Origin of the sequence: Dyella marensis (assembly GCF_049532885.1) — a bacterium.
Lineage (GTDB): Bacteria > Pseudomonadota > Gammaproteobacteria > Xanthomonadales > Rhodanobacteraceae > Dyella_D > Dyella_D marensis.
On the sequence record NZ_CP064029.1, the window covers coordinates 3652579 to 3664603 of the forward strand.

16 protein-coding genes are annotated in these 12025 nt (G+C 66.4%); 10 read left to right on the forward strand and 6 right to left on the reverse strand.

Features of this window, described 5'->3' with window-relative positions:
• Positions 1 to 8 precede the first annotated feature (8 nt).
• The gene (locus tag ISN75_RS15770) at positions 9 to 548 is read right to left on the reverse strand and encodes a thioredoxin family protein (protein ID WP_343818424.1); all 540 of its coding nucleotides are present in this window, start codon (positions 546 to 548) and stop codon (positions 9 to 11) included.
• Between the two features lie 301 nt (positions 549 to 849).
• On the opposite strand from ISN75_RS15770, the gene ISN75_RS15775 reads away from it, so the two are divergent.
• From ISN75_RS15775 to ISN75_RS15805, 7 genes are all read left to right on the forward strand, one after another.
• Positions 850 to 1263 carry an organic hydroperoxide resistance protein gene (locus tag ISN75_RS15775; RefSeq protein WP_168646918.1) on the forward strand — a complete coding sequence of 138 codons (414 nt, stop codon included), beginning with the start codon at positions 850 to 852 and terminating at the stop codon, positions 1261 to 1263.
• A gap of 35 nt (positions 1264 to 1298) precedes the next feature.
• Positions 1299 to 1577 carry a DUF2282 domain-containing protein gene (locus ISN75_RS15780; RefSeq protein WP_343818422.1) on the forward strand — a complete coding sequence of 93 codons (279 nt, stop codon included), beginning with the start codon at positions 1299 to 1301 and terminating at the stop codon, positions 1575 to 1577.
• The gene (locus tag ISN75_RS15785; protein ID WP_343818420.1) at positions 1574 to 2005 is read left to right on the forward strand and encodes a DoxX family protein; all 432 of its coding nucleotides are present in this window, start codon (positions 1574 to 1576) and stop codon (positions 2003 to 2005) included. Before ISN75_RS15780 ends, ISN75_RS15785 begins: the two co-directional genes overlap by 4 nt.
• 52 nt (positions 2006 to 2057) lie before the next feature.
• Positions 2058 to 2813 carry an alpha/beta hydrolase gene (locus ISN75_RS15790; protein ID WP_343818418.1) on the forward strand — a complete coding sequence of 252 codons (756 nt, stop codon included), beginning with the start codon at positions 2058 to 2060 and terminating at the stop codon, positions 2811 to 2813.
• A 45-nt stretch (positions 2814 to 2858) separates the two neighbouring features.
• Entirely contained in the window at positions 2859 to 3143 is a 285-nt protein-coding gene (locus ISN75_RS15795) for a hypothetical protein (RefSeq protein ID WP_343818416.1), read from the forward strand.
• Positions 3144 to 3374: 231 nt separating this feature from the next.
• Positions 3375 to 4220, forward strand: a complete 846-nt coding sequence (locus ISN75_RS15800; RefSeq protein WP_343818414.1) for a DUF692 domain-containing protein — start codon at positions 3375 to 3377, stop codon at positions 4218 to 4220.
• On the forward strand, positions 4220 to 4966 hold the full coding sequence (locus ISN75_RS15805) for a DNA-binding domain-containing protein (RefSeq protein ID WP_246866617.1): 747 nt from the start codon (positions 4220 to 4222) through the stop codon (positions 4964 to 4966). The genes ISN75_RS15800 and ISN75_RS15805 overlap by 1 nt, the downstream gene beginning before the upstream one ends.
• Positions 4967 to 5006: 40 nt before the next feature.
• Here ISN75_RS15805 and ISN75_RS15810 read toward each other — a convergent pair whose 3' ends face one another.
• The 5 genes from ISN75_RS15810 to ISN75_RS15830 form a co-directional block, all read right to left on the reverse strand.
• The gene (locus ISN75_RS15810) at positions 5007 to 5243 is read right to left on the reverse strand and encodes a tautomerase family protein (RefSeq protein ID WP_167253880.1); all 237 of its coding nucleotides are present in this window, start codon (positions 5241 to 5243) and stop codon (positions 5007 to 5009) included.
• A 51-nt stretch (positions 5244 to 5294) separates the two neighbouring features.
• Complete coding sequence (locus ISN75_RS15815) at positions 5295 to 6005, reverse strand: SDR family NAD(P)-dependent oxidoreductase (RefSeq protein WP_168646912.1); 711 nt, start codon at positions 6003 to 6005, stop codon at positions 5295 to 5297.
• A gap of 102 nt (positions 6006 to 6107) precedes the next feature.
• Complete coding sequence (locus ISN75_RS15820; protein ID WP_168646911.1) at positions 6108 to 7079, reverse strand: LysR family transcriptional regulator; 972 nt, start codon at positions 7077 to 7079, stop codon at positions 6108 to 6110.
• Positions 7080 to 7131: 52 nt separating this feature from the next.
• Positions 7132 to 7554 (reverse strand): hypothetical protein, encoded by a 423-nt coding sequence (locus ISN75_RS15825; RefSeq protein ID WP_167253874.1) that lies wholly within the window; start codon positions 7552 to 7554, stop codon positions 7132 to 7134.
• A 205-nt stretch (positions 7555 to 7759) separates the two neighbouring features.
• Positions 7760 to 8677 (reverse strand): hypothetical protein, encoded by a 918-nt coding sequence (locus ISN75_RS15830; protein WP_167253872.1) that lies wholly within the window; start codon positions 8675 to 8677, stop codon positions 7760 to 7762.
• Between the two features lie 107 nt (positions 8678 to 8784).
• Here ISN75_RS15830 and ISN75_RS15835 point away from each other — a divergent pair, with 107 nt between their 5' ends.
• The 3 genes from ISN75_RS15835 to ISN75_RS15845 all read left to right on the forward strand — a co-directional run bounded on the left by ISN75_RS15835 (position 8785) and on the right by ISN75_RS15845 (position 11913).
• Positions 8785 to 9678: an alpha/beta fold hydrolase gene (locus ISN75_RS15835; protein ID WP_167253870.1), complete on the forward strand. Its 894-nt coding sequence runs from the start codon at positions 8785 to 8787 to the stop codon at positions 9676 to 9678.
• 90 nt (positions 9679 to 9768) lie between these two features.
• Positions 9769 to 10863, forward strand: a complete 1095-nt coding sequence (locus ISN75_RS15840) for an alginate lyase family protein (RefSeq protein WP_343818408.1) — start codon at positions 9769 to 9771, stop codon at positions 10861 to 10863.
• A 114-nt stretch (positions 10864 to 10977) separates the two neighbouring features.
• Complete coding sequence (locus ISN75_RS15845; protein WP_343818407.1) at positions 10978 to 11913, forward strand: peptidylprolyl isomerase; 936 nt, start codon at positions 10978 to 10980, stop codon at positions 11911 to 11913.
• Positions 11914 to 12025: the final 112 nt, after the last annotated feature.

A 12025-nucleotide genomic window follows, 5' to 3' on the forward strand; every position in this document is an offset into this window, starting at 1 on the left:
GCGCCCGTTCAGGCCTTGCCGAGCAGCGTGCGCACGCGCTGCTCGATCTGCTGGTAGTTTCCCTCGCCGAAGTGGCTGTAGACCAGCTTTCCGTTGCGGTCGATCAGATACAGCGCCGGCCAGTAGCGGTTGCCATAGGCATTCCACAGCTTGTAGTCGTTGTCGGCCACCACCGGCCAGTCGATCTTGTACTGCGCGATGGCGGCCTTGAGCGCGGCGGGGTCGCGCTCCTCGTCGTATTCCGGCGTGTGCACGCCGATCACCACCAGGCCGTCGCCGGCATAGCGGTCGTGCAACTCGCGCGTGTGCGGCAGCACGTGGATGCAGTTGATGCATTCGCGCGCCCAGAACTCCACCAGCACCACCTTGCCCTGCAGGTCGGCCAGCGTGAGCGGCGCGGAGTTGAACCACGGGCCGGCGCCGGCCAGTTCCGGTGCGGAGCGCGCCTCGCGCTCCGGCGCTAGAGCAGCTGGCGTGGTGCCGGGCCAGACGGCCACGCAGGCGGCGGCCAGGAACAGGGCGGCGGCGGTGATTTTCAGATAACGCATGGGGATGTCCTCGTGATGGCGATGCAGCGCATGCGCTGCCCAGGTGCGTATTGAAGCGCCGCGCCTTATCCCCTCCATGTCCGCCGAAGCGGCTTTTTGTATCCGAATGTACAAGCCGCCCGGGCCCGCACCGGCGCCCGCGCCGCGGCTTTTGTATCGAAACGTATCGGCCCCCGCCCGCTACACATTGCGTTGCCTTTGGGCACCTGCGGCGACACAAGCGGGATACGCCGCCGCGGTTTCCTGTGTCCACCGGCCGCCGCCATTCCGGCGCGATGGCCAACCACCAGGAAACCATCCCATGAGCAGCAACGTTCTCTACACCGGCAAGACCACCACCACCGGCGGCCGCAACGGCCAGTCGCGCAGCGACGACGGCCGCCTCGACATCCAGCTGACCCCGCCGGGTGCGCCGGGTGCCGGCACCAATCCCGAGCAGCTGTTCGGCGCCGGCTGGTCCGCCTGCTTTATCGGCGCGATGGGCTTCGCCGCGCAGTCGATCGGCGTGCGCCTGCCGGCCGGCACCGAAGTGCAGGCTGACGTGGACCTCGGTAATACGCCCGAGCGCGGCTACTTCCTGCAGGCGCGGCTCAACGTGAGCCTGCCGGGCCTCGATCGCGATACCGCCCAGGCCATCGTCGACGGCGCCCACCAGACCTGCCCGTACTCCAAGGCGACGCGCGGAAACATCGACGTCGCGATCCACCTGATCTGACCCCTTACGCCCACACCATCGCAAGGAGAACACCGATGCACCGCACGCACGCCAGGCTCGCCGCCACCCTCGCCCTCGGCCTCGCCTGTTTCGCCGCCTCGGCCCATGCCGACGAAGCGCAGAGGAAGCCCATGGAAAAATGTTACGGCGTTTCTCTCGCCGGCAAGAACGACTGCGCCGCCGGCGCCGGCACCACCTGCGCCGGCACGTCCAAGACCGACTACCAGGGCAATGCCTGGGTGCTGGTCGACAAGGGCACCTGCACCACGATCAAGACGCCCAAGGGCTACGGCACGCTGGAGCCTCGCCAATGAACACGGTGGCGACGGCCACGTCGCGCTGGACCCGCGCGCTGCCGGAGGCCGCGCTGCTGCTGATCGGGCGGCTGGCCATCGCCGCGGTGTTCTTCCAGTCCGGACGCACCAAGGTCGAAGGTTTTCTCACCATCAAGCAGTCGACCTACGACCTGTTCGTCGCCGAGTACGCCCTGCCGGTGATTCCGCCGGACTGGGCGGCCCGGCTCGCCACCGGTGCGGAGCATCTGTTCCCCGTGCTGCTGGTGGCCGGCCTGTTCACCCGCTGGTCGGCGCTGGCGCTGCTGGGCATGACCGCGGTGATCGAGATCTTCGTCTATCCGCTGGCGTGGCCCACCCATCTGACCTGGGCCGCCCTGCTGCTGCCGCTGATCGTCTACGGCGGCGGCGACTGGTCGCTCGACCGCCTGCGGCGGCGCCAACGCTGAAATTCTTTTTGCCAACCCACTCCAACCGCTTAGTCAACCAGGAATCCATTCCATGCGTACCCTGCTAGGTATTGCCATCGCCATGGCCGTCGCCACCGGCGCAGCCACCGCCGCCGAGGCGCCCACGCCCGCCATCAAGAACGTCGTGATCGTGCCCGGCGCGTTCGTCGACGGCTCCGGCTGGCGCGTCGTCCACGACATCCTTATCCACAAGGGCTACAAGGTGGTCGTTGCGCAGCCGCGCATCGACACGCTCGCCAACGACACCGAACAGGTGCGCGAACTGATCCGCCAGCAGGACGGCCCGGTGGTGCTGGTCGGCCACAGCTACGGCGGCGCGGTGATCACCCAGGCCGGCAACCGCGACAAGGTGAAGGCGCTGGTCTATGTCGCCGGCGTGCAGCCGGACGTGGGCGAGAGCCTGTCGCAGGTGGTGGGCTCGATGCCTTCGCCGAGCAACGACGTGATGCCGACCCGCGACGGCCATCTGTATTTCGATCCGCAGAAGTTCGGCGACGACTTCGCCGGCGACCTCGGCAAGAACCGCACCGATTTCATGGCCGTCTCGCAGGTGCCCGCCAGCACCGCCGCCTTCGGCGCCACCATGCAGGTCGCCGCCTGGCACAGCAAACCGAGTTGGGCCGTGGTGACCACCGACGACCGCGCGCTGAGCCCCGACCTGCAGCGCTGGATGTACCAGCGCGCCGGCTCCAAGGTCACCGAAATCAAGGCCAGCCACGCCGTGTACATCTCGCAGCCCGAGGCCGTAGCCAGGGTGATCGAGGACGCCGCCAACGGCGTGCGTTGAGTTTCTTCTCTCTTATTCCATTTCATCCATTCAAGGATTCATCTCATGAGCATCATCGCTACCAAGTCCCGTTCCAGCCTCGCTGCTGCGGCCGCACTCATCGCCATTGCCGCGGCTTCCGTCATCTCGCCGGTCAAGGCGGCCGACCAGGGTTCGCAGCAGCGCGAACCGGTGCGCTGCTATGGCGTCAACAGCTGCAAGGGCGAGAGCCTTTGCGCCACTTCGAAGCACGATTGCAAAGGGCTTAATGACTGCAAAGGTCAGGGCGTCGTCGTGAAGACGAAGGCGGAGTGCCTGGCGGCGGGCGGGACGTTGACTGAGCCAAAGTAAATAGGCTCCAAGTCGGAGCCTCCCTTCTCCTCCGGGGAGAAGGTGCCGGCGGGCGGATGAGGGGGCCGGGGCTCGCCACGAGATTTCAACGGAGCGGAGAAAAGCTTTTGAGCCCTCCTCCAGATTCGACGTCGCGCTCCGCCCGGCCCCTCACCCCAGCCCTCTCGGGAGAGGGGGCTGGTCGAGGCGAGCAATCAACCTCCTTTTTCAAGCGAACGCAGGAGCAACACCATGTCCCACGCCATCCCCACCTTCGACGGCTACGGCCTCGGCCTGCGCCGCGAGCACTACCGCGACTTTCTCGACACCGACGTGCCGGTCGACTTCGTCGAAGTGATCTCCGAGAACTTCATGGTCGATGGCGGCCAGCCACTGGACATCCTGCGCCGCGTGCGCGAACGGCACCCGGTGATCCTGCATGGCGTGTCCATGTCGATCGGGTCCGCGGATGGTTTGCGCGTCGATTACCTGAAGCGCCTGCGCAAGCTGGCGGATACGATCGAGCCCTTGTTCGTTTCCGATCACCTGAGCTGGTCGCGCTTCGCCCATTTCAATTCGCACGACCTGCTGCCCCTGCCCTACACCGAGGAAACGCTGGCCGTGGTCTGCCGTAACATCGACATGGCGCAGGAAGCGCTGGGCCGCGCGATGCTGTTCGAAAATCCGTCCAGCTACGTCAGCTTCGCGGCGTCCACCATGACCGAATGGGAATTCATTGCCGAGATGAGCCGCCGCACCGGCTGCGGCCTGCTGCTGGACGTCAACAATATCCATGTCAGTGCGCAGAACCACGGTTGGGATGCGCAGGCCTATCTGCACGGCATACCCGCCGACCGCGTGCGCCAGATCCACCTGGCTGGACACACCCAGGGCCAGGATCTGCTGATCGACACCCACGACCAGCCGGTCAACGACGAAGTGTGGTCGCTGTATGCCGCCGCCACCGCGATGTTCGGCCCGGTCGCCACCATGATCGAACGCGACGACGCCATTCCGCCGCTGCCGGAGCTGCTCGCCGAACTGGCTATCGCCCGAAGCTTGCGCGATGGCCATGCGGCGGTGAAGGAAGCTGCGTGATGCTGGCCGAAATGCAGCGGGATTTCAGCGACTGGCTGGTGCGGGCGGGAGACGACGACGGTTTGCGTCGTGGCCTGGTCGCTACGCGCGGCCTGGCTGCCTACCAGAACAACTACCGTACGCAACTGGTCAACGTGTTGCGCGCCAGCTATCCGCAACTGAAGCTGGCCATGGGCGACGAGGCCTTCCTGCAGCTGGCCATCCATTACATCGACCGGCAACCGCCTTCCTCGTGGACCCTCGACGCCTATGGCGCCGATCTCCCCGACAGCCTGCAGGCGCTGTATCCGCACAATCCCGACCTGCAGGAGCTTGCGTGGATCGAATGGACGCTGTCGGAGGTTTTCGTCGCGGCCGATGCGGCGGCGCTCTCGCCCACCGATCTCGATGGCGTCGATTGGGAGACGGCTAAGCTGCGCCTGAGCCCCGGGCTGCGCCACCGCGCAGCCACCACCAACGCGATGGCGATCTGGTCGGCGCTGCAGGACGAAACGCCGGTGCCGGAGGCTGAAATGCTCGAAGCACCGGCAGGTCTCGTCGCCTGGCGCCAGGGCTTCATATCACGCCTGCGCCAGGTCGATGCGATCGAACATGCGGCCCTGCTTTCCTTGCAGGAAGACGGGCATTTCGGCGCGCTGTGCGATGCGCTGGCCGAACGCCTCGGCGAAGAGCCAGGCATTGCGCGTGCGGGCCAGCTGCTGGCGGAATGGATCGGCTCGGGCATCGTGGTTGGCGTAAGCCACTGAACGCCACGGCCGCGCGGCACTGCCCGCGCGGCCTCCCGGCTTACTTCTTCGCCGCTTCGCGCTGCCGTCGATATTCCAGCGCCGGCAAGCCGCCCCAGCCCCAGTTCTCCGTCTCCACTTCGTCGATCACCACGAAGGTGGAATCCAAGGGCTTGTCCAAGACATCCAGCATCAGCTGGCTGACGCCCTTGATCAGGGCGGCCTTCTCTTCGGCGGTGGCCGCATTGCGGCCAGGCGCGGTGCCCTCGCGGGTAATTTGAATATTGATATAAGGCATGACGCTTTCCTCGCGGTGATGAAAGGGCCGGCCACGGCCGGCCCATCCGTTTCAGTGACCGGCGCTCTGGCCGCCGTCGACGTGCAGGATCTCGCCGGTGACGAAGCCCGCCGAATCCAGGTACAGCACGGCATCGACGATATCGGCTACTTCGCCCATCCTGCCCACCGGATGCAGCGCTGCGAGAAAGCCGTGCGTCTCCGGTGCGTGCATCGGCGTCTTGATCACGCCGGGCGATACCGCATTCACGCGCACGCCACGCTTGGCATATTCGATGGCCAGCGACTTGGTGGCGGCATTCAGGCCGCCCTTGGTCAGCGCGGCCAGCGCCGCCGGAACGCCGTCGATCGCGTGATCGGTAAGACTGGTGGTGACGCTCACCACGTGGCCGCTGCCCTGCTTCTCCATCTCCGCGATAGCCAGCTGCGTGATATGGAAGAAACCGGTGAGGTTGACCGCGATGTTGGCGGCGTAATCCTCCGCTGTAAATGCGGTAAACGGCTTGGCGGTGAAAATGCCGGCGTTATTGACCAGGGTGTCGATGCGGCCGAAGCGCCCCAGCGCTTCCGCCACGATGCGTTCGGCGACGGCACGCTCGGCGATGTCGCCGGCTACGGCGATCACGTCCGGATCGCTGGACGGCTGGATCGAGCGCGAATTGGCAAGCACGCGGTAGTTGCGGTCGCGGAAAGCCCTGACGAGGCTTGCGCCGATGCCTTGCGATGCGCCGGTGACGATGGCGACTTTCTGTTGGCTGTTCATGGGGTGCGTCTCTTGGGGGAAAGGAGGTTCGGCTTATCGCCGATCGGGCTGCCTGCCCGATGCCTCCAATCTAGGCGCACACCTGAAACCAGCGAATCCCCGTCACCCGGCAGACATTCTTCCGCGCCGCGGTGGAATCGGCGCATCCGGCGCCATCTCCACTTCCTTGGCGAAGCTGGCGAAACGCGCGCGCAGGCGCGGCAGCGCGAAGTCGGCGAAGGCGCGCACTTTCGGCACGGCCAGGCGGCCGTACGGCGAAACCAGATGCACCGGTATCGGCGCCGGCTCCGCATCCGCCAGCACGATGCGCAGCCCTCCCGCCCTGATCTGCGGCGCCACGTGATAGGAAAGCAGGCGCGTCACGCCATGGCCTTCGACCGCCGAATCGATCGCGGCGCGCACGTTGTTCACCACCAGGCGCGGCGTAAACGCCACGGCGCGCGGCACCGACGAACCCTCCTGCGGCGGGAAGCTCCACGACTCCGGCCCCATATGCGTCATCGCGATCAGCTGATGCTTGCCGAGGTCCGCCGGTTCCACGATGCGCGGATGCTTCGCCAGATAACGCGGCGACGCCACCACCACCCGCCGCACCTCGCCGATGCGATGCGCGACCAGGGTGGAATCCGGCAGATGCGTGATGCGCAGCGCCAGGTCCATGCCTTCCTCGACCAGATTCACCGGCCGCTCCAGCAGATGCAGCCGCACGCTGACCGTGGGGAATTCGTCCATGTACGCATCGACGATAGGCCGGAGGATTTCCACGCCGGCGAATACGGTGGCCGAAATGGTCAGCGTGCCGCGCGGCACCGAACGCTCGCCTGCGGCGTTGCGGTCGGCTTCTTCGAGATCGGCCAGCACCTTGCGACAGGCCATGGCGTAGCGCTCGCCCGCCTCGCTCAGTTTCAGCGAACGCGTGGTGCGATGAAGCAGCGGCACGCCGACGTGCGCTTCGAGAAACGCAATGGCGCGGCTCACCGCCGCCGCCGAACGCCCCGTCTTGCGACTGGCCCCGGCGAGGCTGCCTTCGTCGAGCGCGGCGACGAAGACTTTCATGGCGTCGATGCGGTCCATGGAGATTGCCTCGCTACGTAGCGGCCTGCGCCGGAATGACGAGTTGCCGGACTCACCGCTCAGCGGAAAGTTTGAGCAACAGAACGCTGATGTCCCGCTTCAGATCCACATCGTCCACCGAAGCGGCATGCGTATTGGCCTGTGAAGCGCAACCCCACGCAGCCTCGGCCTGGCCACAGCCGACGTAGCGCCGGGCCAGCTCCAGCAGAATCGACGCCCGATAAGCGTCGGCCTGTTCGGCCTGCCCCAGCGCATGCAGATAAAGCGGCACGGCGGCGAGGTCGTCGTGCGTGAAGTCGGCCAGTGTTTCCCATGGAAACGGATGGCGCACGCCTTGGGCTTCCTGTTCCTCGCAATAAGCGAGCAAGGCGTTATAGCTGCGCCAATAGATAGCCGCCTGCCCGGCTTCGCTCGCCTCGAACATCGACCAGGCCAGCGAGGAGACGGTTTCGTACATCAGTGACGGGATGTCCATCCTGGCTCCCCGGACTCACCGGCACCCGGCCGGCGCCTGGCGTATGAGCTGCGGAAAGGCCCGATGCCTCGAACCGTCCACCACCGTCACTTCGGCGCGAATGCTCATGGGGACTCCTTTCTCAAGCTGCGTTTCCGTATACGTGGCGCGATTAGAACATGGGCTGTACATGCGATTGTGACCATGCCTTCACGCGTCTCCGGCCTCAGGGTTTCCGCTTCGCCGGGCGTCCGTCGAAACCGGTCAGGCAGCAGATCAGCTTGCGCTCCGTCACCACGAAGATGGCGTCGTCGCCCTTCTCCTGCTGTCCGACGAAGAACAGCAGGCTGCGGTCCTTGCTTCCAGCCTTCTTCAGGTCCCTGGCTTCGTTGCTGGCGGTTTCCACTTCGCGCAGCAGGGCGTTGCGCTGGCGCTGGGTCCAGTCGCCCCACAGCACTTTTACCTGGTACGGGCGGCCGGGCTTGCCGTCGTGCCATTCCTTTACGTCCATCTCGATCAGCGCGTGGGCGTCGGTGACTTCGGGTGCGCGCCAACCGATGGGGCCGTGAAAAAGATGGGGGATCGGATAGCGGATCAGATGCTCCTGCCTGGTGCGCAGGCGCCAGATCACTTCGTCGTAGGTAGTGCCGTACAGATCGAGAAAGTGCAGCTCGCGATGGCGGTCGTTGGGGAAGTTGAGATAGGCGCGGCAGATATCGCGAAAGCTCGTGGTGACGCGCGGTCGCTGGCGTGCGCCCTGCTCCGGCGGTGCGGCGGGTGCACGGCGTGCCTTGCCTTCGCCTTCGACGGCGCCCGCGCCTGGCGCGCCTTCGGCCGGCGCCGTTTCCACCGGCAGGCGAAAACCCGCGGGCATATAGCCGGGAAAACTGCCGTCGTCCTCGCTCAGCGATTCCGTGCGGGCACGCTTGAGCAGGTCGGCCTCGCCATTGCTCGGGCACCACGGCGGGCATTTCGGCTTGGCGGCGAAATGGGCGCGGCGCAGGTTTTCCGGGCGATACGAAGTGGGATAGACCTTGGAGCCGCAGTCGGGGCAGACGAAACCATCCGGGTCGACCGGCTCCATCGACCACAGGTCCTCGGCATCGACGTCCTGGCCGGTATGGATGTTGGTGGCGCGAAACATGGTCCTTCACCCTGGCTGGTCCTGGCGCAAGCCTAGTGCATATCGCTGCGTCGGCAATGCCCGCTCGTTTACCATGGGCCGGACCGGCGAAGGCGAAAGGAGCTCGCATGAATGCTATCCCCACCCACTCTGGCCAGACGCTCACCCTGGTGGCGCAGGATGGTTATCGGCTTGGCGCCGTGTTCTATCGCGCCCATGGCAACGAGACGGCACGCATCGTGGTGGGCAGCGCCACCGGCGTGCCGCAGGGTTTTTATCGCCGCTTCGCCGAATTCGCCAATGCGCGCGGCTATTCCGTCCTCACCATGGATTACCGCGGCGTCGGTGCTTCGCGCCCGGCCAGGCTGAAAGGCTTCGAGATGAGCTTTCTCGACTGGGCCACGCTGGACCTTGCCGCGGCGGTGGATCACTTCGCCGCCGATGCGACGCCGCTGTATCTCGTCGGCCACTCCTTCGGCGGCCACGCGCTGGGCCTGCTGCCCAATCACGAGCGCCTTGCCGGCGCTTATCTGTTCGGCGTCGGCGCCGGCTGGCACGGCTGGATGCCGCAGCCGGAGCGCACGCGCATCTGGCTGGCGTGGAACGTACTGCTGCCGGTACTGACCCGGCTGATGGGCTATATGCCCTGGAAATCGCTGGGCGCGGGCGAAGACCTGCCGATCGGCGTGTATCGCGACTGGCGCCGCTGGTGCGGCTTTCCGCATTACTTCTTCGACGATCCGGCGATGGCGCATATCGCCGACGTCTATGCCCGCGTGCGCACGCCGATCGTCGCCGCCAATGCGCTGGACGATCTGTGGGCGCTGCCGCGCTCGCGCGATGCCTTCGTCGGCGGTTATCGCCAGGCGCCGCTGGAACGGCGCGACGTCGATGCGAAGAAGGAAGGCTTCGGGTCGCTGGGCCATATGGGCTATTTCCGCCAGCACGCGCAGCCGCTGTGGGAGGAAGCGCTGGCCTGGTTCGGCACGCGCGCGGCCCGTACGGCGCAGCCCTCGGCATAACCCGGACCGCGGCTGACCGCAGGAACTTGCCTCACCTCCGGCAGGCGCCCGGCGCGGCACACTGGCGCAAAAGGAAGGCCAGGAGCCGTCATGCCACGTGGATCCATTGCGCTGTCGCTCGCCATCGCTGCATTGTTCACCGCCACCGCCACCGCCACCGCGCAGATGCGCGGAACCATGACGCCACCGCGCGCCATCACCCTGTGCCAACCCAAGGCACCGGGCGCGGGAGAGCAGAATGTATCCGCCAAACAAGTCCTCGCTGCCGCGGAAAAACATCTGGACGACCAGCCCCACGCGCTCGCCCATGTGCACACCGAAGGCACGCTTCCCCATCAGGGCATTCGAGACCAGAGCATCGAAGCCGAACGCGACTGGCCGCTGATGCGGCAGGCGGCGCTGGCCTGGCGCTTGAGCGCCGATGCGCGCTATCTGCATCAGGTCGACGCCTATCTCGCCGCCTGGTCGAGCACGTATCAGCCGGATTTCAATCCGATCGACGAAACCAATCTCGACGGCCTGATCGACGCCTACGTGCTGACCTCCGCCGCCCTGCCCGCATCGACGCGCGACGCCACCCGCGCCCTGCTGCGCAAGCTGGGCGATGGCTATATCGCACGCATCCACGCGTTTCCCACGGAACACAAGCCCGGCACCGCGACCAACAACTGGCAAAGCCACCGCATCAAGCTGGTGACGCTCGCCGCCGCCGCGCTCGGCGACCAGGCCATGCTAAAAACCGCGCACGCACTGTTCGAGCGCCAGGTCGCCGACAACATCAAGCCGGACGGCGAAGTGATCGATTTTGCCGAACGCGATGCCTTGCATTACGTGGTGTACGACCTGCAACCGCTGGTTGCCGCAGCACTCGCCGCCAAACCCTTCGGCGACGACTGGCTGCGCTACGCCACGCCGCAGGGTGCCTCGCTGGCGAAGGCGCTGGACTGGCTGCGCCCTTATGCCGAGGGCAGCAGGACGCACGAGGAGTTCGTGCACACCCGGGTGAAGTTCGACCGCGACCGCGAGCAGGCCGGCGAGAAGGGCTACAGCGGCCCGTGGGACCCGAAGACCGCCGCCCCGCTGTACTGGCTGGCCGCGCAACTGGACGACGGCTATCTGCCGGTGGCCCAGCGGCTGTCCCCCGCCCCGCCCGACTGGATCGGCGCCTGCTCCTACGGCCAATGACCCCGGATCAATGACCCCGGGTCAATGACCTGCGCCAATGACCCGGGGCCCGCGTCGCCGGCCGCGCACTCTGCTACCTTCCGGCGGGTTTCCACCACACCGCCAAGGTCCGCCATGTCCCGACCCGTTCCGCGCCTGCTCGGCCTTTCCCTGCTCTGCGCCCTGGCCCTGCCGGCCCTGGCCGACACGCCTCCGGCGACCAAGTCGGCGACGCCGAAGGAGCTGCTGCAGCAGTCCAAGCCCGCCGAATGGCGCAAGCCCGACCCGAACAACCTGCTGGAGATGCGCCTGCCGCAGGGCAAGGTGCTGATCGAGCTGGCGCCGGATTTCACTCCGCTGCATGCCGACAACATCCGCACCCTGGTGCACGAACATTATTTCGACGGCCTGGCCATCATCCGCGTGCAGGACAACTTCGTCACGCAGTGGGGCGATCCGGAAGACGACGACAAGGGCGACAAGAACAAGCTGCGTTCGCTGGGCAAGGCCAAGAAGACCGTGCCTTCCGAATACACCCGCCCGATCGACGCCAAGCTGCCGTGGACCGCGCTGCCGGACGGCGACGTGTATGCACCGGAAGTGGGCTTCAGCGAAGGCTTCCCCGCCGCGCGCGACAAGGCCAGCGGACAGGAATGGCTGACACATTGCTACGGCGCGGTGGGCGTGGCGCGCGACGTCGGTCCCGACACCGGCAGCGGCAGCTCGCTGTACGCGATCATCGGCCAGGCCCCGCGCGGATTGGACCGCAATCTCGCCGTGGCGGGCCGCGTGATCCAGGGCATGGAGTTTCTCTCGGCCTTCCCGCGCGGCACCGGTCCGCTGGGTTTCTACGAGAAGCCGGAGCAGCGCACCACCATCGAGTCGGTGAAGCTCGCTGCCGACATGCCGGCGAAGGAGCGTCCGAATATCGAAGTGCTGCGCACCGACAGCGCCACCTTCGCCGCGCTGATCGAAGCCAAGCGCAACCGCCGCGACGATTTCTATCGCAACCCGGCGGGCAAGATCGACCTGTGCAGCATCAATATCCCGGTGCGCGAAGCGAAGCCCTGAGCACTGCCTCAGCACCTAGCGTAGGTTGGGGTGAGCCGCAGGCGAACCCCAACATCGTCGCCCCGTTGGGGTTCGCCTGCGGCTCACCCCAACCTACGCCAGGCGTGCGCGT